The sequence below is a fragment of the Martinezella sp. CNPSo 3957 genome, from assembly GCF_057784395.1.
This window is the reverse complement of sequence record NZ_JBXSOU010000007.1, coordinates 1-22,378: the sequence shown is the minus strand read 5'-3', so window position 1 is coordinate 22,378 and position 22,378 is coordinate 1. Positions and strand designations below refer to the sequence as shown.

Below are 22,378 nucleotides of genomic sequence, written 5' to 3'. Positions count from 1 at the left end.
CCGGTACCGCACACCTTCGTTGCAACGAAGACCCATATACCATTCGCGAGATGCAGTTAGACTTATGTATAGGTGCGCAGATCTGCCCTTCAGCCATACACTTCCTTCATGATTTCGCTGACAGGGGGACATTATGTCCAGGTTCAAGTTTACGTCGGTCGTCTCGGGCCGCTCACTGGACGACATCATCAAATCAATCGCTATCCATCTCAGCGACATAATTGACGTCAGAGGGCGTTACGCGAGCCGGCTGCCGATTCTGCGAACTACCGTCCCGCTCGTATGGGCGATGGCGCAAGTCAGCACCTGGCTTTGCATTCCCCCTACCGATCGTTCAGCTGCTGACCCTGCGCTTTCCTATCGGAGCCTGCCATGACAACAATTCGCACCATTTTTACTCCTCCCAGGCATCGACGATCTGCAATTGTGGCCGGTATCGTCGTGCTGGCCATCGCCGGCGGATCGGCAGCGGCGCTCCTCCTCGCCGGGATTGAGCCAACCACAGCGGCCCCAGCGGGAAACATCCCGGCAGTGCCGGTGCAGGTCGCAAAGCCGACCTTGGAAGAGATACCGGTCTATCTCGATGGTATCGGAACGGTGCAAGCGAACTACACCGTCAATATCAAGACTCGCGTCGATGGCGAACTCCAGAGCGTCCTGTTCAAGGAAGGCGATTTTGTCAAGAAGGGCGACCTTCTTGCCGTCATCGATCCCCGCCCGTATCAGGCTGCGTCCGATCAGGCGGCCGCAAAAATTAAACAGGATCAGGCAGATCTCGCAAATGCGCAGTACTTGCTCTCCAAGGACCAACAGCTGGCGCAAAAGCAGATCGCAACCCAGGAGGTTGTGGAACAGCAGCAGAGCCGGGTTGCCAGCCTCATGGCTCAATTGGCTCAGGATCAGGCTGCCAAGGAGGCTGCTGATGTTTCGCTGTCTTACACCGAGATCCGGTCACCGATCGATGGCCGCACTGGCATCAGACTCGTTGACGCAGGAAATCAGGTTCATACGACCGACACCACTCCCATTGTTACCCTGACCCAGACCCAGCCGATCACTGTCCTATCAACGCTTCGCGAGGACGATTTAGGCGCCGTCCGCGATGCACTGAAAAACGGCCCTGTTGAAGTCGCTGCACTTTCCGTGGATCAATCCAGCTCGCTTGCGACAGGCACTCTCTCGGTTGTTGATAACGTCATAGATCAAAGCAGCGGCACGGTACGGCTCAAATCTACATTTCAAAATCGCGACGATGCTCTGTGGCCTGGGCAATTGGTGCTGCTACGATTGACGCAGAAGACGCTGCATCAGGCGCTCACGGTTCCTTCCTCTGCTCTGCAGCGCGGCGCCGAAGGCTTCTTTGTCTACACCATCGACAGCAACGAAAACGCGGCCGTTCGTAAAGTAAAGGTTGGCCCTATTGAGAACGCACGCGCGACCGTATCGAGTGGACTAAAAGGTAACGAGCAGGTTGTGACAGCTGGTCAATACCGCCTTGACGTCGGAACGCATGTATCCATCCAACCAGCCGTCAAGGAGTAGGACGATGTCGATCTCCTCTTGGTTCATTCACCGGCCGATCGCCACGTCATTGTTGATGGCAGCACTGTTGGCGATGGGCGTCGTGACCTATCCGCTTCTGCCCGTTGCACCCTTGCCGCAAGTTGATTTCCCGACCATCCAGGTAACGACGCAGTTGCCCGGCGCGGATCCGCAAACAATGGCCTCATCAGTCACGCAACCCCTTGAACGGCAGTTCGGTCAGATCTCAGGCGTTACCCAGATGACGTCTACAAGCACGATCGGCAACAGCTCCATTACTCTCCAGTTCGACCTCTCACGCAACATCGACGGCGCTGCGCAGGACGTGCAAACAGCTATCAGCGCGGCCGGCGGGCAGCTTCCGACGGATTTACCTTCGCCGCCCACCTATCGAAAGGTCAATCCCGCTGATCCGCCCATCATGGTTCTAGCGCTGACGTCCGACACTCTGCCGCTCACTCAGGTCGACGACTATGCCGAAAGTGTGCTCGCGCAGCACATTAGCCAGATCAACGGTGTGTCTCAGGTCTTGATCTTCGGCCAACAGAAACCTTCCGTGCGCTTACAAGTCGATCCAAGTAAAATCGCGGATTTAGGACTATCTCTTGAGGATGTGCGGAGCGCAGTTACGGGCATCACTACGGAAACTCCCAAAGGAAGTGTGCAGGGGGCGGAGCGGACTTATACAATCTACGACAATGATCAACTTTTGGCCGCGGCACCGTGGAACGATGCAATCGTTGCATATCGCAAGGGCGCGCCAGTGCGTATCCGAGATATTGGTCGGGCGGTCGATGGCCCCGAGAATACGCAACTTGCGGCCTGGGCTAACGGCAAGCGCGCGATTGTGCTTCCGATTTTCAAGCTGCCCGGTGCGAATGTGATCGACACGGTCGATCAGATCAAAGCGGCACTACCTCAAATACAAGCAATCGCACCTGCGGCTATCCACCTTTCGATCTTGAGTGATCGAACGGTAACAATTCGGGCCTCGGTACTTGATGTGGAGAAGACATTGATCATTACCGTCGTGCTGGTCGTGATGGTGATCTTTCTCTTCCTGCGCAATCTGTGGGCGACCGTCATCCCGAGTGTCACCCTGCCCCTGGCGCTGCTTGCGACACTTGCCTTGATGTGGGCCGTAGGGTTTAGCCTCGACAATCTTTCTCTTTTAGGGCTGAGCATCGCCACCGGCTTTGTCGTCGATGACGCAATCGTCATGGTCGAGAATATCCACCGTCACATGGAGATGGGGAAGACGCCGATGAGGGCCGCAATCGACGGCGCAAGTGAAATCGGCTTCACCATCATCTCGATCAGTGTTTCGCTCGTAGCTGTCTTCATACCGCTCCTTCTCATGGGGGGCATCGTCGGCGAACTCTTTCGCGAATTCGCCGTTACCGTGACGCTGACAATCGTCATTTCCGGGCTAGTTTCGCTGACCATCACGCCAATGATGGGTGCACGGTTTCTGCGAGCCGAAGGTGCCGTACGCCATGGCGCTCTTTACATGGCGTTCGAACGGGCCTTTGACTTGCTCCTTGCCGGATATCGACGCACGCTCGATATCGCCTTGCGCCATCATCGCGCTACGATGCTCGCCTTCCTTGCATCGCTAGGTGTAACCGGTTTGCTCTTCGTCGATATTCCGAAGGGATTCTTTCCAACACAGGACACGGGTCTGATAACGGGCATACTCGAGGCCTCCCAGGATATTTCGTTCGCCGAGATGGAGCGACGCCAGATCGAGGCGGGCAAAATCATCGCCAGCGATCCAGGTGTCGCGACCATTGGCATGGCGGTGGGAGGTGGCGCAGGCCAGACGGCAAATACGGGCCGCATGTTCATCACTCTTAAGCCGCTCGACAAGCGCGACGCGTCGGCAACTGAAATCATCGATCGCCTGCGGCCAAGACTGGCACAGATGGAGGGAGCCCAGCTTTTCCTGCAGCCGGCGCAGGATATCAATGTGGGCGGCAGGAGTTCGGCGACCCAATTTCAATACACACTCCAGGACGGCACCGCCCAAGAGTTGAACGACTGGGCGAGCAAGTTGCTGGCGAAGTTCAAAACATTGCCAGAGCTTACCGACGTGGCAACTGACCAGCAGGATGGCGGCGCCACCGTGACGCTCAAAATCGACCGCGACCAAGCCTCACGCTACGGCATTTCGCCACAGATCATCGATAACACCCTTTATGACGCGTTTGGTCAACGTCAGGTCACGCAGTACTTCACAGATCTGAACAGCTACCACGTCGTGCTTGAGCTGGCACCACAGTTTCAGAATTCGCCGCTCGCGATCAATGGCATCTATCTTAAGTCTCCATTGACAGGTGAACAGGTTCCGCTCAATCAATTGGTCACGCAAACGACCGAGCCGACGGCAGTTCTTGCCGTCAACCATCAAAGCCAGTTTCCTTCCGTCACCCTATCCTTCAACCTCAACAAGGGTGTGGCACTGAGCCAGGCGGTAGCTGCCATTGCTCAAGCGGAAAGAGAGATGGGTAAACCGGCGACCTTGATTGGCAGCTTTCAAGGCAACGCCCAGGCCTACCAAAGCGCATTGGCGACCGAGCCACTGCTTGTGCTCGCTGCCTTGGCAGTGATCTATTTGATCCTTGGCGTGCTCTACGAAAGTTACATCCACCCTTTGACAATTCTTTCGACCCTTCCTTCTGCCGGTCTCGGCGCGTTGGCGATGCTGTGGCTCTTCGGTTTTGATTTCACCGTGATCGCACTGATTGGGGTCATTCTCCTGATAGGAATCGTGAAGAAGAACGGCATCATGATTGTCGACTTCGCTATCGTGGCGCAGCGTCAGGAGGGACTGTCGCCGGAGGCCGCCATCCGGCAGGCTTGCCTGCTTCGCTTCCGCCCAATCATTATGACCACTTGCGCAGCCCTGCTTGCCGGAGTGCCATTGATGATCGGTCACGGTACGGGTTCGGAGCTTCGCCAGCCGCTCGGCTATGCACTGGTCGGTGGCTTGGTGATTAGTCAGATCATGACCCTCTACACGACCCCCGTTGTCTACCTTTACCTCGAAAAACTCAACGGCATCGTCAGCCGAAAGCGAGCCCCCTTTTCGGGTGCTGAGGCACCAGCAGAATAATCCCCCATTCGTCCACGTCAAAGGAGTGACACCTATGGATCCAGTATCCCGACGCACAGTACTTGCCCTAGGGGCTATGGGAGGCACCGCGCTTGCGACAGGAATTGCCCATGCTGCCAGTTTCGGCAATCCGGATCAGCCCGCCGAGGGAGCCGTCAATGCCAATCCTGCGGGGTTGTCGGATCCTGGTCCCAAGAACCAGGCGATAAATGAGCAGTTTCCATCCTTTCAGAGTCCGCCCGCCACGGACGTCGGAGACATGCAGCTCTTTTGGGGCTCATTCAACAACGCTGCAAAGCGCATTCAAAACGGCGGGTGGGCCCGCCAGGTTACCAAAGCGGATTTTGCGATCTCTGAAGCCGTATCAGGCGTCAACATGCGCCTCGGGCCTGGCGGAATTCGCGAAATGCATTGGCACCGCGCCGCAGAATGGGCGATCATGACCAATGGGCGTTGCCGCATCACGGTCCTTGATGCGCAAGGACGAGCTTACGTGCAGGATGTCCAAGCCGGCGACCTTTGGTATTTCCCGGCAGGCTTTCCGCATTCGCTGCAGGGACTTGGTCCTGACGGTTGCGAGTTCGTCATCGTTTTCGACGAAGGCGATCAGTCGGAGTATGGCACGCTGCTTTTGACCGATTGGCTGGCGCATACCTCGCCGGAGCTACTAGGCAAGAATTTCGGTGTGTCTCAAGAAATTTTCAAAAATATCCCGCTGCAGGACCTCTGGATTTTCCAAGGAAAAGAACCTGGACCGCTTGCGGCCGATCAAGAGGCCGTGGCATCCGCCGGTTTACCTCCCTACCCCTTCACATACAGACTGACGGCCTCGCCTCCACTCAAACAGAATGCCTCTGGGACGCTCCAACTGGCCGATAGCAGCACTTTCAAAGTATCCAAGACCATCGCCGCGGCAATAGAGACGATCAAGCCTGGAGGAGTGCGTGAAATGCATTGGCATCCCAATGCAGACGAGTGGCAATATTGGATCAAGGGCGAGGGCCGCATGACGGTATTCGACGCCGGCCCTCGCAGTCAGACCGCCGATTTCCGGCCGGGGGACATCGGATATGTTAAAAAGAGCCAGGGACACATCATTGAGAATACCGGCAATACGGAGCTGCAGTTTGTGGCAGTTTTCAAAGTCGCCGAGTACCAGGAGATCGGCCTGTCGTCTTGGTTGACGCACACGCCCGCGGCCCTTGTCGCACAGCACCTCAATGTCAGCCCTGCCGACATTGCCAGGTTTCCCGCCGACCAGCCGGGTATCCTGCCGCGCTGAATCCCGACATCGCGACGTCACGAGGCGTTGCGATGTCCAGGCGGGGTTTAGCGGCACGCGCTTGCTCCAGCGAGCGCCGGCAGAATTATACGTGCAAGCCCGACAGACTTCGCACCGTCTATTTTTAGCCGGGATTATCAAGTGAGACGTTGCCATGAAACGAATTGGACGCAGCGGCACTAGGCTGTATGAAAAGGCACTCGGCACGGCTGTCGTTCGACAGCAGCCATCTCTGCCGCCAATCGCACTATTCAGCTATGACGACGGCAATCAAGACACGGTTCCCATCCAAAGACTTCATAGTCGCTACCGCGAACGAGACAGTCCAGGGTCAATCCTGCCCGCCTGAGCCTTGCGATAACGAGTGTGGTTGGGGCAGAGGCCGCGATCGGCATCGGGATCCCGAGGATTGCCTCTTCGCCGCCGTCTCGACCGAGATGCAGCTCGTTGCCATGGCAGCGCCATCCCTGCCGTTGATCGTGCCGGAATCACGGCACTGCAGGCCTTATAAAGCGTATTGTGCCGGCCTGCACGGTCCTCAACGCGAGCGGCCCCATGTCTGGCGCATAGGATTCGGCTCTAGGGATAACGAAACATCAGGCCCGCGCTCCGTCTCAACGATATCAATCGAGGCTAACTCGTGAGTTTGGTGATGATTCCCTCGGTTAGGCTGAAGCGATTTGCGAATTCTTCAAGGTTACCTATGTGCACATCACCACCGCATGGGATGGTCCGGATATGAAACTGCTATCTGCGCGTCCTCCGGCACGGGACGCCGATCACTCGATAACCTCCCACTCCGACGGGAGAGGCGCCTAACGGGACTGAGTGTACAGGCGCACTTGACCTGACATCGGTCGCAATCCTATCACGGTTAGGTGCAGCGCTTAAGCAGACGCTGCAACGTCCTTCGGTGCATTGATAACTGACGTGCCGCGCGCGACACATTCGCGTCGCACGACATATAGACATCTCTGATATGCATTTGGCGGATGCTGTTTGGTGCCGGGAGGGATAATGGCAGCATCAGCCGGTTAGAATGCTCGTTCAATAGAATACCGACGAGCAGACCAACGTCAGCCGGCTTAGGTAGGACATCCGTGGCACCCGCCTTGATCGCACTTACAGTATTGGCGAGATTACAAAACCGGCTGTGAACTAGTGTACGGCAGAGCGGATAGCGCTTTGCAATTGTCCTTACAAAATCCAGCCCATCGCCATCGTCCAGGACGAACTCGACAACGGCAAAAGAGACTACGGTTCGGCAAAGCTGTCGCTTCGCCGCATCAATTGTATCTGCAAAGCATATATGAAGACCACGTTCGGCGAGGTGCTCGGCAAGTGGAGATGTGGGACCGACACCGGGATCGACGATCAGCACTGCGGTTCTTGTGATGGCGACTGGATGCTCGCTAGAATAAATAGGATCAACAGGCGTCATCGCCATCTCCTTTGCTTCCGTTTCCTGAAGTGTAAGAGGGCAAGGCTGTGTCAGATACTATACGTACGGATAGATCGGGTAGCGCAGTTGGTAGACCGTATTCAATGACCGCTGTTCGAGCCATAGTGGTGGGCTCTTTCAATACCGAGGCAATATCCCTCAAAGTGCGGTCTGATTCTTCCACCGTGTAGCGCGTTACAGCCAGCACCCTTCCGTCCATCGAAAGTTGATGTTGGTGATCAAGCTGAGCGAGACGATCATGAGCCTGCATCTACATCAGCAAGGGTTCACGTTGTAGTCTATTCCTAGAAAACGGGCCTCGATCAAAAGTCAGTGCGCATCACAGCTCTTGACAAATCACCAACGAAACTCCCGCAGCGACACGTTATATTACTATACTATTGTACATATACAACGATACGATGATTTAATACAAACTTTGACTCAAATACACTAAGTTCCATTTGTTAACAAAAAGGAATACGCACACATGAACTCCACATCCTACAATTTAAGCAGTCGCTCCATTAGCCTCTCATCGCTAGGATCCCGCTTGGCGCTGGTGACGGTTATGAGCGGAGTTTTGGCTCCTGCAGCGTTCGCAGCCCAGACTTGTGACGGCTTGAAGCACGACATCGAAGCTAGTGGTGCCTATCTTTATCATTACACTGACAAAAAGGAGCCCGATCTCGATCTTTACGTTCGTTACGTAAACAGCGATACCAAGTGCGACGGGGGCCAGATTCTTGAACCGCGCCTCGTTCCGGATCTCGAAAATTGCTACGTTCCCACGTGCGTTATCGGTCCAGGCGACGACGATCGCTGACCCGCTGGGCCACGGCGCGGTGAACACCGCGCCGTGGATTTCTACTTCGTCATAAACGGGACAGAAACGCCGCCATCTCTTGCCCTGACATCTGCCGCGATGATCCGCTTATACAGCTTGCGACGACGAATAGAGTCAAAGGCGAGCGTCGCTGGCTCCTTCCGTGCATTTCGAGGTTATAGAGCCGCGGAGAAAAATGCGATCAACTGCGCCACAGCCTCGTTCACCGCTCCTTGCCGATCGTAGAGATCCACGTGGGTGGCATCTTTGACGATATACAGCGCCTTGGGTTCTTTTGCTCGCGCGATCGCCTCACGCGTCATCCATGCCGTCACGGCTTTCTCGGCCGTTATCATCAAGAGGGGTCTTGGTGCGATCATATCGATAAAACGGAAGGCATCAAACGTTGCCATTCTGTCGAGGCTATCCCAGGTAAGGGACTTTGCTGAGCGCGGGTGGCTGCATCGGTCCGTGCAGTAATAGTCCCAACCTTCGAAGACATGAAGGCCCGCGGCACGCGCTTCCTCTTCATTTGCAGGAAAAATCGGGAAGCTACCCATTTCTTCGCCCCTTGCCGCTCGCGTTCGTGCCTGCGCGGCTGCTTTCAAAAGATTGTCCATAACAGCTGGGTTCTGCGCGCCATCAGGGCCGACGCGGACTTGGAGGCCGACGTCAACCGCGGCGATTGTCGCTACTGCTTTTATCCTGCGATCGCCGGCAGACGCGGGCACGACATAACCGCCTGACGCGCAAATGCCGAGAACACCGAGCCTATGCTCATCGATCCCTGCTTGATTACTGAGAAACGAAATCGAAGCTTTGAAGTCTTCGATCCGCTGTGCCGGATTCTCAAGACCACGTGGGGAACCTTCGCTCTCACCCTGATAAGCGGCATCAAATGTTAAGACCGTGAAACCTTGGTTAGATAGCTTTTGTGCGTATAGAGCTGGTGACTGTTCCTTGATCGACGTACCAGGATGCCCAATGACAATGGAGCGTCCGTTGGGCTCCTGCGGTTTATAAAGGTGTCCGACAATCCTTAACCCAGAACTTGTATAGGATACTGATGTCCGCATCGAAGATTCTCCTATTGCAACGCGTCTTCGGCCCTCTCGGTCGACCAAAGTGATGGAAAAGAGTAAAGCTTGCACATGTTTCGAATGTTTCAGATCTCTGGGTTTGTTGTATCAAAGTGTAGCGATTGATTGTCGATCGGACCGTGCCAAAAATACAGGTTAAAGTCGTCACGCAGGTGCATTCAGGAATAGGAGTTCAAAGCTGGACTGTTCCAATTGGGCCTGTATCGCCGCCAAAGATGAGGGCGCGAGCGAGTCTGCCTTTGTGGAATCGTTCAAGCAACAAAGGACTGCGGTTGGGGATGGCCCCAATCAGCACTTTGTGAGCACGCTTGAACTGATCGGGAATTTTCGACCGTCAGGTCTCGACTGGATCATTTCAAATACACACCTCTTCAATTCCAAACGTGCCAATTTCCGCTGTGTTGTTGTCGAGACTCGACATTCCACCTTCTCCAGCTACAGACGAAACTTATTTGCAATAATCTGAAACAAATCCGTCAGCTCAGATCGAGATATTCGTGCCAGTTGTATAGGCTTATGGGGGAAGCCATGCCGATGGTCGAAACAGAGAAACCGACAGACTGTCATTTGAAGCGCGAACTAATGCAGACCACTCAAGGGCACTTAGCCAAACTCTTGCATCTATGTCTGATCTTGGGTCTTATAACATTGGCGACCACGACCGGCGCATTAGGTGTGGGTTTCGATAACAAGTATCCTGCCTTGGTGCGTCGGAACCAAGTGTCATCTAATGGAATCGTACCTCTCCCAATTCAGGCGGAGAGCTTCCGCTTCGCCCTGCCGAGAGTACAGCAGATAAAAAGCAACGCTGGAGATGAAGTTGTGCTGCACGGTCGCTCCGACACTGCGCCGATCTTCTGGCCGGAACCACGTCCGAACGAGCGGTTATCAGATCGTTCCAGCGCAGTAGTAAGCTCGTTTGTTCCAGTGGCAGGTATATTCATTGGTAATATTGTATTCTTGGTCGCGCTCTCGGTCTGCTATCTGTATGCGCTCAAGCGCGTGATAAGACCGCCTGCATATATCGCGGCACCGGTAGAGGGCTTCCAATCGGATCGGCTTGATGTCTCACGTCCGGAATCAGGAGTAAGGCAGTTCGCAACAGCGGCGAGGGCCTTCAACGGGATGCGGAGTACCCTGATGCACCATATCGAAGAGCGTATCCAGATGCTGTCAGCGTTTTCCCACGACATGCAAACCCCGATTACGCGCATGCGATTGCGCGCGGAACTCGCTGACGATTTTCCCGACAAGGAGAAGTTTCTGCGAGACTTGGATGAAACCGAGAGGCTTATGCGGCAGGGAATAGCCTATGCAAAGAGTGCGCACCTGAGTGAAGAAGAGCCCAAGCTGATCGACATAAAATCGTTTATCGAGTCGTTGGCTTTGGATTATCAAGATACCGGGCGCGCCGTAAGCGTAATCAGCGATGTTCCGGGAACGCTCGTCACCAGACCCTACGCCTTGCGGCGCGCACTATCGAATCTGATCGACAATTCCCTAAAGTTTTCCAATGCTGCCGAGATCTGTGTCACATACATCAGCGAGAATTTGCTCCGGATTTCTGTTATGGATCGCGGTCCTGGAATCCCAGAGGAAATGCTGGATGTGGTGAGGAAGCCCTTCGTTCGTGCGAATTATAAGAGTTCGCCCCATATTTCGGGAGCCGGCCTCGGCTTGGCAATAGTGCAAAACCTCGCTGCAACATTGGGCGCTAGCTTTGATCTGCGAAACAGACCAGGCGGCGGCTTAGTTGCTGAACTGGCAGTTGAGCGAACCTGCTCATCGGCCCGTCGGAATTCGATCAGTGAATGTGCGTGACCGAATCTGCGCATCGCGAGAATGCGCATCGGGACCAAGATCGGGGGCGCGAGAAAAAGTACACGAGCCTTTAGTTTTCATTTGTAATCAGATTCCATTTCCATCGACGGCCCATCAATATTAGGACCAGGAAGAATTTGCGCGTCTTCCATGGCACAATAAATTGAGCTCACAATCTCGAAATATCGGACATCCCGAAGCCGGCAACGACCTGCATTGCGAGCCCTCTGGCTCTATTCAAATGCTCTGTCTTATCGCTGCTGGAGGAGCACTGGAATTTTATGACTTCGTAATCTTCGTCTTCCTCGCGGATGCTATCGGCTCACGCTTCTTTCCTGCAGGCATGCCAGTCTGGGTCACTACCGTGCAGACATTCGGAATATTTGCCGCTGGTTATATTTTCAGGCCCATGGGTGGCGTGATCCTTGCGCATTTTGGCGATCTGTTCGGGAGGAAGAATGTCTTTGCATTCTCGGTTCTTTTAATGGCCGGATCGACCCTGTGCGTAGGCATCGTGCCCGATTACCGAACGATTGGTATTGCAGCGCCGTTGGTGCTGCTCGCGCTTAGGATTTCCCAAGGAATAGCTATTGGGGGAGAGATTCCAGGCGCGTGGACTTTTGCGGTGGAGCATATCTCCGCCCGAAGGGCAGGACTGGCATGCGGAGTAATCTGCGCGGGATTCGGGGTTGGCGTCGCGCTCGGCGCGGGCGTTACGCTCGCGATGTCGTCATTTTTCGGGCCGACAGCAATGCTTAATTACGGATGGCGGATCCCGTTTGTCGTCGGGGGCGTCTTTGGACTTTTAGGCGTAAAGCTTCGACGAAAGCTCGCGGAAACTCCCGTATTCCTGGCTCTCAAGGCAAGAACCCTGCTCGTTCCGGAAATGCCTTTGAAAATCGTCGTACGTAGTTATTTCCGAGGCGTTGTCATATCGATGTTCTGCACTTGGATCCTGTCTGCAAGTGTCGTCATGTCTACGCTCATGGTGCCGACGATCCTTCAGCTGTCCCACAAAGTCGAACCGATACCGGGCCTCATCGCGGCGCTGATAAGCTCCCTATCCCTCGCGCTTGGGGTTTTACTCGGCGGAGTCCTGATTGATCGTGTTGGTTCTGCGAAGTTCTTCATTTGCGGAGGCATCGGACTTGGCATTGGAAGTCTCGCATATCTCAGCATCTCTTTATTGGGCTTATCGTATCTTTACCCACTCAGCGTGATTGTCGGTCTCTCCGGGTCCGTTTGCGCCGGCGTCCCGGTCGTTATGGTGTCGTGCTTTCCGCCGAATATCAGGTTCTCGGGTGTTTCCTTCTCCTATAACCTTGCCTACGCGTTCTTTGGAGGTTTGACGCCCGTAGGAATGACCGCGTTGCTGGCACTATATCCACTTTCACACGTCAGCTATCTCGCATGCGTCGGTGTATTGGCGATCGCGCTCGGTTTTTATGTCCGAAAGGCTCCGGAAATCCTCAAATACTTCGCATCCCCTCGGCTCTGAACGCGAGACAGCTTCCCAATTCCTATTCAGCACCCAAGTCTTGCTTGCTCCGGCTTGACATGGACTGGAATAGCGCGTTGGCCAAACCGTTCGAACTTAGCGGCTTGCGAAGAAACGGGATCTCAGCAAATGTCCGGTGGTCCATATTATCCCGCTCGGGATCGGTCAAAAAGAGCACCGGGATTGGCGCGAATGACGCGGCTAATCCTCTGATGTCAGGCGGAGACTGCCATAGATCCAGATCGAGTAGTATGATATCGGGAAACCGCTCATGGGATTCGAGCCATCGTTTGACTCCAGCCAGGCTCGGCAGGCCGACCGGCTCATATCCAAGGGCAGCAATTTTTTCCTCATACATAAGCCGGACATTGTTGTCTCGTTGACCCAAGACGACAAGCTCTCCATCTCCCAGCGGCACCGCCTTTTCGTCGAAGAATGAAGTCAGCGGCACAGGCTCATGACTAGAGCAAGGCAGGTAGATTCTAAACGTCGAACCTAAACCAATCTCGCTTTCCACATGAATCTTGCCACCCATTCCGGTAACGTGACCATGGACCGCGGCCAATCCCAATCCGGTTCCGCCGCTTTTCGATTTCGTCGTAAAGAATGGCTCAAAGATGTGAGGTAGAATGCTTGGAGGGATCCCTCCTGCAGTATCAATGACGCTCAAAGAGACATACCGACCTTCGGAAAGTTCACCATGGGAAAGCGAAAGGCTACTCTCAATTTCCACCTGACGAGCTTCAAAACTCACGTCGCAATGGCCGACGGCAGCTTGAACAGCGTTTGTGCAAAGGTTCATCAGAACCTGCTGTAAATCGATCGGATTGCCAACGACAGCTTGCATCGACGGCTCAACGGATGTGGCCAAAGTAACATTGCCGGGCAATGAAAGCTTGATCAACGGAACGATATCTTCGATAGCTTCAGCCACATCGAAAGGGCGGTTTAATCTGTCACGCTTGCGGCTGAAGGTAAGTATCTGATCAATAATGTGTTTTGCTCGATGGCCGCTGGACACGATCTCCTTGAGATATTGGCGAGTTCGCGTAGAGCCACGATTGATCTGTAGAGCCATCTCGCCATATCCCATAATGGCGCCTAGTGCATTGTTGAATTCGTGAGCGATGCCGCCCGCAAGCGTGCCTACGGCTTCAAGACGTTGCGCATGTTCGAGCCGCACCTCAAGCTGCTGCCTCTCCTTTCGTTCGGCGTGAGTGCGGATGCATTGAGCGAGCGCAATCACCGCCTGGCCCAGAAGTCTGATTTCGTCACTGCCGGGCTTCCTGCGAACGTCACGATGTCCGAGAAAGAGTATGGCAATCTGATCAGTATCTATGCTGGCGGCTATCACCGAACCGGCGCTCATCGCTCCTTCAGGAAAAGATCGCATCGCCAGCCGCTGGAGATTGTTATAGTAAAAGCGATCCCAATGGAGTCGTTCTTTCATTGTGGTAGCCGTGATTTGCTCCCGCAATATGTCACGAAGTGGATCTCGGTCGCCCAATAATGTATTGCCCAGCCTTTGCATTACGGTATTGGATTTGCCGTCGACAATATAGAAAACGTATTCGCCGGCATCAAAGAACTCCGCGACGATTTTCAGCGAAGAGGATACAGCATCGACAACTGCATCGTGTTCCTCGCTGAACCGCTTCTTGATGTCGGCGGTCAGATTTTCGAGGTCGAGCTGCTGCGTGAGGCGATGAGTCTGCCCCCTGAGACGATACACCAATATTGCGACGTAGGCACATAGCAAAACCGAAATCGACCCGAGCAAGATCCGAGTCCAGGCAGACCGAATACTGATGACGCCGAAGGCGTCGAGATATTGCATCTGCAAAATCTGAGCTTCATCAGATGTTCGGGATGCCTGAATTGCTTCTATTGTGTCGTCTACGGTGGGCAGGGTCTGCAAGATCGTCCGTGCATTGGTGACGTAGGTCTGGATATCCGGATTTGATGCAGCGGGGGACCGCAGAAGACTGCTCAGCATATCCTCAATCGCGCGCGCGAATCTTTCCGTCGGCTCAGCTGCGAAACGCATCATCAGGTTTCCGAGATCTGCCGATTTTTTGAGGGCTATTTCGATGGATGGATCTTCGCTCGCATGAAGATCGCTCAATATCCGCGTGGTAATCACCATTGCGCTTTGCAGGAGGAGATTGCCTGACTTAAAGCGCTCAACGAGCTGGTCGTCTCGATCGATAGATGTAGAAAGTGTATCGAGCTCCGTGTTTAAGGCTGCCACGTTCTCTACCCCGCTCTCGGGAAAGGTAGTGCGGAGACGTTTGACCGCCGCGTGAAGATTGGCGATCGACGTTTCAATAGGCTCGTAATCCCTTAATAGCCCTGCACGGGCCCGTAAAATATCGCGCTGCAGGGAGGCATGATTGACGTCAATTGCCCTCAGAGATGTCAAGATTGTCTCATGGGTATCTCGCGAGGGTGTTCGCCCGACTGCAAGCAACGCGAAGCAGAGCGCCCCGACCACCAGCACTGCAATGCGCCATAGTTCAATCGTCGCTCGTCGCTGAGGGCCTCTAGAAATGTTGTCCATCGAAATCGTCGCTAGGGAGGTTCAAGAATTGAAATTTCCAAGGACCGCAGCGTGGGGTTGCTCGTCTTAAGAAACTAAAAGGTGATCACTCTCCCGCCATCGCCCTCATCGCAAATCCTCAGTCGAATATATCTGAAAACACTTCATTATCCATCGGGTGCGGTCAGGCGACGGCGCCCTCGCCATGGCCCGCAATTCGGAACTCCAGCGAGGATAGGCGATCTCATTTCGGACGTCGCCGAGTTTCGACTGACACATCGGCATCAAAAATATAGCCCGCGCCACGCTCGGTACGAATGAGTCTCGGTGCAGATGGATCAATCTCCAATTTTCGCCGAAGCCTTAAGATCAACACGTCGATGCTTCGATCAAAGATTTCCTCATCATGAACGCGGCTTGCAGACAACAGCTGTTCGCGAGAAAGAATCTGGCGAGGAGCGTCAAGGAAGGCAATGAGCAGGTTAAATTCGCCGGCAGTTAACTTGACGTCCAGCTGATCGGAGGAGGTAAGTTCGCGCTTTTTGGCATTTAAAATCCATTTGTCAAAGGAATAGATCTTCCGCTCCTTTCGATCCGAAACAACCGGCCGGACTCGCAGCGCGGCTCGAACTCGAGCGAGAAATTCACGGAGTCCAAAAGGCTTGGTTATGTAGTCCGATGCACCGAGTTCCAGCCCCACGACCTTGTCGGTTTCCTCCAGCCTGTCTCCGCTAATGATGATGATTGGAGCATCGGTTTTCCCAGATAGCGTCCGGACGATTTCCAAACCATCTTCGTGTCCAAGATTCATATCGACGAGGATCAGGTCGACCTGCTCAGCCTGCAGCACTTGAGCAAGGGAGTGGCTATCTTTCACCCCCGTCACCCGAAATGCGTGCTGGGAGAGGTAATCTATGAGAAGTCCCCGAAGCTTGCTGTCATCATCGACGACAAGAATGTGTTTCACGTTGTCCCCCTACCCGGTCCTGACCACTGGCAGGACCTATCATATATCTGCTGGCAGCGCGGCGTTCTTGGCTCAAGTTTTCACCTATTGGCTATTGCGCTGCCGGATTTCAACGAGATTTCATCGGCGGCGGCTGCGTTACAATTGCAATTTTTGCCGAGCAGCATCAGGTGGCCAAGAATTAGCCTCCCCATTGGCATTATGAAACCGTTGCTACAGAAACCACTTCTCCTATTCCGTTCTAGGAAACCGAACCAAGCCGGTTGGGACAGATGGACTATTACGATCGTAAGACGATTGACGAGCATTGCGTCGACCAAACGCTAGTCAGCATCGGTTTGAAGAGGTACCCTGCCCTTTAATCACCTTGATGCGCCAATTCGAAATGAAGCCACAATGACGACAAAACATAAAACCGATCCAGGCGTCTCGGGAACGGGCTGCAACCTGTTCCAGTGCTCGCATTCTGCCTTGCCGACGATGGACGGTCAGCCGTGAATCTCGCGCTTTTGCTCGTTTTGGGAATCACAGCAGCTATTTTTGTTGTGGGCATCCTTGAGCGCAAACGACCACAGGTCAGTTTCGAACAATGGGCGCTCGGTGGGCGGAAGTTTGGAGCCCTCCTCGTTTTCGTCTTGATGGCAGGCGAAATTTATACGACTTTCACTTTTCTTGGCGTGAGTGGTTATGCCTACGGAAAGGGCGGCACTGTATTCTATATCCTGACCTACACCTGCCTAGGCTTTATCCTGTCCTACTGGCTGTTACCGCCCATATGGAGCTTTGCCAACAAAGAGCGCCTGGTAACCCAACCCGACTTCTTCGAGAGAAAATATAACAGTCCAGGCCTTGGGATGCTTGTCACCTTTGTCGGGCTCGTCGCTCTGATACCCTATTTAATCCTGCAACTTAGAGGCCTCGGCATCATTGCGGAAACGGTCTCAGGTGGAACAATACCGAACTGGCTAGCCGTTATCGGTGGGGCGGCGATAATGACGCTCTACGTCATCGCATCAGGTATGCGGGGGTCAGCGTGGGCTGCGGGGGTCAAGGATAGCACGACGTGGATCATCTGTGCATTCCTGGGTATCTATCTCCCTTATCACTATTACGGCGGCATTGGAGCGATGTTTGAACAGATCGAAGCCGTGCGTCCAGGATTTCTATCATTGCCCGATAGCGGCGAGACAATCATCTGGTATTGCAGCACAGTCGCGCTGTCGGCACTTGGCCTCTACATGTGGCCGCATACCTTTTCCTCCGTATTTACGTCCAGAACCGAGGGGGCGTTCAAGCGCAATGCGGTTTTCATGCCGCTGTATGCACTTGTAATGCTTTTCGCAATGCTGGTCGGGTTTGCGGCCGTTCTCCAAGTCCCTGGCTTGCATGGTGGCGAGATCGACCTTGCTCTTCTGAAGCTCTCGCTCAAAACTTTCGACCCCTGGTTTGTGGGCGTTATCGGGGCGGCGGGAGTCCTCACTGCCTTAGTGCCCGGTTCGACTATTCTTATCGCTGGTTCGACGTTGATTTCTGCCAACATACTTCGACGGATTGCGCCCTTGCTTCCCGAAGCGAAGGTGACCACTGCAGCTAGGCTCTCAGTCGTGGCGATTAGCACAGTCGCAGTCTATTTCACCCTTATCGGAGGCGACAGCATCGTTTCAGTGCTGATCATGGGATACAGCATCGTCACCCAGCTTTTCCCTGCACTCTTTGCAAGCCTTCTCTCGAAAAATCCCCTCACTAAAGAAGGAGCTGCGGCAGGAATTATCGTCGGAGTTGGAGCCGTTGGGATCGTGGTCACGACAGGGCTGACAATTTCAAGCTTTTTTCCCGATGCGCCGATAGCAATTAAGGAGATTAACACGGGCTTTATCGCCCTTACCCTGAATATACTGGTCGCCGCCCTTGTTAGCATCGCGACGGCGCGGCCACTCGCCTCGCCCCGCTTCGACAACTAAGAGCGGCCAGCGAATATGAGACACGGTTATAAAGTGCCAAGAAGGAAAGAGAATTGCTAAAAATAATTCTCGTAATCACTCTAGTTCTGGTGGTTTTTGGGGGCAATATCATCTGCAACAGCGACGAACGGCTGGCGGGCTTGCCCATTTTTTTTGTTTGGAACGTTTGCAGCGTTTTTATCATTGCGCTCGGCATGTGGATCATCTTCAAGCTTGACGACAAAAACGACACGACTCGTTAGATGCCCTTACGCGGATTGCATCATTACATTCATATCATCAGCAGGTTTTTGAAACCCCAAGATACGTTTCACTCTCATTATTACAGCCACTTAGTCGGCGGTCCGGCTAAGCCATAGATTTGTGTACCTCTTTCAAATGTAACGCAGAGTTCGCCACTGAAATCACTGTTTGGCGGGAGCATGCGAAGTCATCGCTTTCTGACCAACCGGCGATCGCTTAGGGCCGCCGACGATTAATGAGGAACGCTATGAACATCGTATTATGCGGAACGTCATTTCCGGACATTGCCGGCTATCTTCGGGAGGCTCTCCCACACAGCTTTGAGGGAAACATCGTCGTATGGGACGGTGTCGAAGCAAATCTGCCCGAGCGCAACGATGTAATGATTCCGATGATGCATCCGATAACGGCATCATTGATAGATCGCGCAAAGCCGCGGCTTATACAGCAATGGGGATCAGGTCTTGAAGGTGTAGACATCGATCATGCGCGAGCGAAGGGTACAGCTGTTGCCAATATCGCGGCGAGCGGCGGCAATGCCGATTCTGTTGCTGAACATACCATTTTGTTGATGTTGGCACTGCTGCGACGCCTGCGGCTTGCCGAGCACAACGTCAGAACTGGCTGCTGGGGGACACCGGTCGGGATGAGCTTGGCGGGTCGTACAGCGTGCATATATGGCCTGGGTGCCGTTGCTCTGCCTCTCGCACAAAGACTGAAGGCGTTTGGGGTCCGGCTGATTGGATGCACCAGGGAGCCCACAGCAGCAAAGATCGCAGCGTACGGGCTGGACAAGTGTTACGCAGTGAGCGAGATCGAGCACTGCCTGGCCGAAACGGAAATTCTCGTCGTTTGCTTGAGACAGTCGCGAAGCAATGTCAACGCGATTACGGAGAGGGAATTGAGAGCGCTGCCCAGAGGCGCTTTCGTGGTAAACATCGCGCGAGGAGGCTTGATAGATTACGCCGGTCTCTATGCGTGTCTTGCTGATGGCCATCTGGGGGGCGTAGGCCTCGATGTCTTCTGGCGCGAACCGTTTGACTCCAGCGACCCTCTTCTTCAAATGGACAATGTCATTGCTACTCCCCATGTCGCCGGCATCACCGTTGCTGGGATGAGTGATATAGCAGCCGGAGTTGCTGACAATATCGTCCGGCTCGTCACGGGTGAGCCGCTCTTGAATCAGGTTGCCTGATCTCCTGATAAAGTGACACGGAGCCCTGCTCGCAGGAGATACCAATCGTCGAGCTCGGCGTGATTGACGATCCGTATCTCCTGCGATGTCTGAAGAAAGCTTCATGTGGGTCTAGAGTAAAATGCGTCGCCCTCGGTATCGAAAACGAGCTATAACCGCCGCAGGAGGAGCGAGAAAAATCAGATCCTGGCCTCTGCGACTTCCACAGGCACGGAAAATGCATACCCTTCGCTGCGCACGGTCTTTATATAGACTGGCTCACGAGCGTCATCTCCCAGCCTCTGCCGCAATCTGCTGACTAACAAATCGATTGATCGGTCGAAGAGCTCGGCGTGTCGTCCCCGAGTAAGGTCGAGAAGCTGATTGCGGCTTAACACCCTTTGGGGACGATCGATGAAGACCCGCAAAAGCCGCAGTTCTGCTCCGCTCAGCGCGACTGCGGCGCCCTTTTGATCGATCAGGTGGCGGCCTACGGTATCAAGACGCCACAATCCGAACCGCAGCAATCGCGCGGCATTGCTAATTTGAAGATTGGGCGGCAAGGATCTGGTTCGTCTCAGGACTGCTTTGATCCTGGCGAGAAGCTCCCGTGCGGCGAAAGGCTTCAGAACATAGTCGTCGGCTCCTAGATCCAGGCCCGCGACCCGATCGACCTCATCACGACATGCCGTCAACATAAGCACAGGAATCTCCTTGTGCTTGCTCGCTCGCAACTGCCGACATAATGCGAAGCCATTATCGCCCGGCATCATTATATCAAGCAGGATCAGATCAATTGCATTCGCTTCGAGGCAAGTCCTCATCTGCCTGCCATCCGCCGCCATCGAAATGCGAAAGCCGTTTTTGATCAGATAGCCGGAAACCAGCTCTCGGATCTCGCGATCGTCATCGACAATCAGGATGTGGTCAACATGTTCCATCAGGGATGCCCCCTTGTTCGCCCGGCTACCTTTGATCACCAATTTGGTTGCCGAGCGAGAATGCCCTCTCGGCAACCGCAGACAGATCAGAAGTGATCGACGTCAATGATTGCCTGTGCAAACGCCTGCGGCGCTTCCTGAGGAAGATTGTGGCCGATCCCACCTGTCAGGTTGCGATGCTCGTATTTGCCGGTAAACTTCTTCGCATAGCTGGCAGGCTCAGGATGGGGCGCGCCGTTTGCGTCGCCCTCCATGGTGATCGTTGGTACGTGAATGTCCGGAAACTCGGCAAGTTTGCGTTCGTACTGGGCGTATTTTCTCTCACTTTCCTCGAGACCTAAACGCCAGCGATAATTGTAAATTGTGATCGCGACCTGATCCGGATTGTCGAGCGCCTTGGCGCTGCGTTCGAATGTTGCATCGTCGAAGTCCCACTTGGGGGATGCCAGCTTCCAAATCAGCTTCGCAAAATCGTGACGATATTGATCGTAACCCAAAACGCCGCGCTCGGTTGCGAAGTAGTACTGGTACCACCATTCAAGCTCCGCCTGCGGCGGAAGCGGCTTCTTGTTCGCCGCCTGACTGCCGATGAGGTAGCCGCTGACTGAGACCATCCCCTTACACCGGTCCGGCCAAAGAGCTGCCATAATATTGACGGTCCGGGCACCCCAGTCGAAGCCACCGAGTATGGCTCTCTTGATTTTCAGGGAATCCATGAGATCGATCATATCCACTGCTAAGGCTGCCTGTTGTGCATTGCGCGGAGTGGACTTCTCGAGAAATCTGGTAGAGCCGTAGCCGCGAAGATACGGAATGATCACTCGATAGCCGGCGTCGGCCAATAGCGGGGCAACGTCAACATAGCTGTAGATGTCGTATGGCCAGCCATGCAGCAGTAAAACGACCGGGCCATCTGCCGGGCCAACTTCAGCATACCCGACATCCAGCAGGCCCGCTTTGATTTGCTTCAAGGTCTGAAAGGAAGTGTGCGTGCCCGCTTTAACTGACGGCGCACTAGAAGTGGATGGCGAAGTCTCTGCTTTCGCAGCGCCGACAACCCCGAACTGAACTGCGGCGAACGCCAAGGCGGCCGCACCGACCACTTGGCGACGCTGGTGATTGATTTCTTCTGACATGTTGATTCTCCGGTTACACATTCAGCGACGACACAGAACCGCCGCTAAGTATCTCCATTGTTTCCAATATTTCCCGATTTAATACGTTTGTAGCAATCCACGCCGACTATCGGCATGACGCCGGGGGCACTGCACTTCGCGGTAATTTAGGGGCATCGTCCCTGGACGTTGCTTCTTACCCAGTGGGTTGGACGCCGACGGCTCTAACCATTGAGCTACGGGCTCGGCGCCAGCAGATCAAGTTCACCGACGACCAACGCAACACATACGGATTGACCCAGACGGGGCTCGGAGCTCTTGAAGGGAGGTGAACCAGCGACCATTTCTGGCATTTATCTAACCGAATGAGTCGTATGCCTTCGTGCGATGAGGCTCTATTCTCGAACGTGTGTAGGGTTGCCAAACAGTTTGCCGGACAAGGCTGATTATTCATTGTGTTGGGATTTCATTCCATTTTGCGTTTCGTCGCGACCATGGCGCGAGCTATAGCCAGATGAGCGGCCCGCGCGGTCGATCCGAGCTAGCGGTCATTTCGTGGCGTGCCGGCTGGCGCACCTGCGCCTATCCCGCCCACCGGCTGAGTGCGGCTATTGGCTGACATTACGACCGTCTCACGAACAGCATTACCACTCTTCACATGATCGATGAACGCGCGGAGTTTCGGCAGCATCTGCCGACGGTGAGGAAAGTAGAGGAAAACCCCCGGTGTAATGGGAGCGAAAGGTTCCAGGACACTTTTGAGCGTTCCTGCCTCCAGCGCAGAAGCGACAATCGGGCGCGGAAGCTGCGCAA

At 54.3% G+C, this 22,378-nt stretch carries 14 protein-coding genes and 1 pseudogene; 8 read left to right on the top strand and 7 right to left on the bottom strand.

Going from position 1 to position 22,378, the window contains the following annotated elements:
* The first annotated feature begins 372 nt into the window (after positions 1-372).
* Genes AC13QE_RS17355 through AC13QE_RS17345 form a run of 3 tightly spaced genes read left to right on the top strand, consistent with a single transcriptional unit; the run spans position 373 to position 5,939 of the window.
* Positions 373-1,542 carry an efflux RND transporter periplasmic adaptor subunit gene (locus AC13QE_RS17355; protein WP_488484597.1) on the top strand — a complete coding sequence of 390 codons (1,170 nt, stop codon included), beginning with the start codon at positions 373-375 and terminating at the stop codon, positions 1,540-1,542.
* 4 nt (positions 1,543-1,546) lie between these two features.
* Positions 1,547-4,657, top strand: a complete 3,111-nt coding sequence (locus tag AC13QE_RS17350; RefSeq protein ID WP_488484596.1) for an efflux RND transporter permease subunit — start codon at positions 1,547-1,549, stop codon at positions 4,655-4,657.
* A gap of 34 nt (positions 4,658-4,691) precedes the next feature.
* A complete protein-coding gene (locus AC13QE_RS17345) occupies positions 4,692-5,939 on the top strand; it encodes an oxalate decarboxylase family bicupin (RefSeq protein WP_488484595.1) in 1,248 nt (415 codons plus the stop codon).
* A gap of 874 nt (positions 5,940-6,813) precedes the next feature.
* Here the strand turns inward: AC13QE_RS17345 and AC13QE_RS17340 are convergent.
* Complete coding sequence (locus tag AC13QE_RS17340; protein ID WP_488484594.1) at positions 6,814-7,380, bottom strand: response regulator transcription factor; 567 nt, start codon at positions 7,378-7,380, stop codon at positions 6,814-6,816.
* Between the two features lie 553 nt (positions 7,381-7,933).
* On the opposite strand from AC13QE_RS17340, the gene AC13QE_RS17335 reads away from it, so the two are divergent.
* Positions 7,934-8,206 carry a hypothetical protein gene (locus tag AC13QE_RS17335; protein WP_488484593.1) on the top strand — a complete coding sequence of 91 codons (273 nt, stop codon included), beginning with the start codon at positions 7,934-7,936 and terminating at the stop codon, positions 8,204-8,206.
* Between the two features lie 176 nt (positions 8,207-8,382).
* On the opposite strand, the gene AC13QE_RS17330 is transcribed toward AC13QE_RS17335, so the two are convergent.
* On the bottom strand, positions 8,383-9,282 hold the full coding sequence (locus AC13QE_RS17330) for an alpha/beta hydrolase (protein ID WP_488484592.1): 900 nt from the start codon (positions 9,280-9,282) through the stop codon (positions 8,383-8,385).
* 552 nt (positions 9,283-9,834) lie between these two features.
* On the opposite strand from AC13QE_RS17330, the gene AC13QE_RS17325 reads away from it, so the two are divergent.
* Positions 9,835-11,127 (top strand): sensor histidine kinase, encoded by a 1,293-nt coding sequence (locus AC13QE_RS17325; RefSeq protein WP_488484591.1) that lies wholly within the window; start codon positions 9,835-9,837, stop codon positions 11,125-11,127.
* A 163-nt stretch (positions 11,128-11,290) separates the two neighbouring features.
* The gene (locus tag AC13QE_RS17320) at positions 11,291-12,625 is read left to right on the top strand and encodes an MFS transporter (protein ID WP_488484590.1); all 1,335 of its coding nucleotides are present in this window, start codon (positions 11,291-11,293) and stop codon (positions 12,623-12,625) included.
* A gap of 22 nt (positions 12,626-12,647) precedes the next feature.
* Here AC13QE_RS17320 and AC13QE_RS17315 read toward each other — a convergent pair whose 3' ends face one another.
* Both AC13QE_RS17315 and AC13QE_RS17310 read right to left on the bottom strand, forming a co-directional pair.
* Positions 12,648-15,185 (bottom strand): two-component system VirA-like sensor kinase, encoded by a 2,538-nt coding sequence (locus tag AC13QE_RS17315; protein WP_488484589.1) that lies wholly within the window; start codon positions 15,183-15,185, stop codon positions 12,648-12,650.
* 223 nt (positions 15,186-15,408) lie between these two features.
* Positions 15,409-16,131 carry a response regulator gene (locus AC13QE_RS17310; RefSeq protein ID WP_488484588.1) on the bottom strand — a complete coding sequence of 241 codons (723 nt, stop codon included), beginning with the start codon at positions 16,129-16,131 and terminating at the stop codon, positions 15,409-15,411.
* A gap of 494 nt (positions 16,132-16,625) precedes the next feature.
* Between AC13QE_RS17310 and AC13QE_RS17305 the strand changes: the two genes are divergently transcribed.
* Together AC13QE_RS17305 and AC13QE_RS17300 are read left to right on the top strand one after the other, a co-directional pair.
* Positions 16,626-18,092 carry a sodium:solute symporter family protein gene (locus AC13QE_RS17305; protein ID WP_488484587.1) on the top strand — a complete coding sequence of 489 codons (1,467 nt, stop codon included), beginning with the start codon at positions 16,626-16,628 and terminating at the stop codon, positions 18,090-18,092.
* Positions 18,093-18,582: 490 nt separating this feature from the next.
* The gene (locus AC13QE_RS17300; RefSeq protein ID WP_488484586.1) at positions 18,583-19,530 is read left to right on the top strand and encodes an NAD(P)-dependent oxidoreductase; all 948 of its coding nucleotides are present in this window, start codon (positions 18,583-18,585) and stop codon (positions 19,528-19,530) included.
* 179 nt (positions 19,531-19,709) lie between these two features.
* Here AC13QE_RS17300 and AC13QE_RS17295 read toward each other — a convergent pair whose 3' ends face one another.
* The 3 genes and pseudogenes from AC13QE_RS17295 to AC13QE_RS17285 all read right to left on the bottom strand — a co-directional run.
* A complete protein-coding gene (locus AC13QE_RS17295) occupies positions 19,710-20,450 on the bottom strand; it encodes a response regulator (RefSeq protein ID WP_488484585.1) in 741 nt (246 codons plus the stop codon).
* A gap of 86 nt (positions 20,451-20,536) precedes the next feature.
* A complete protein-coding gene (locus AC13QE_RS17290; protein WP_488484584.1) occupies positions 20,537-21,586 on the bottom strand; it encodes an alpha/beta fold hydrolase in 1,050 nt (349 codons plus the stop codon).
* A gap of 520 nt (positions 21,587-22,106) precedes the next feature.
* Positions 22,107-22,378: pseudogene (locus tag AC13QE_RS17285) on the bottom strand (hypothetical protein); the annotation flags it as partial.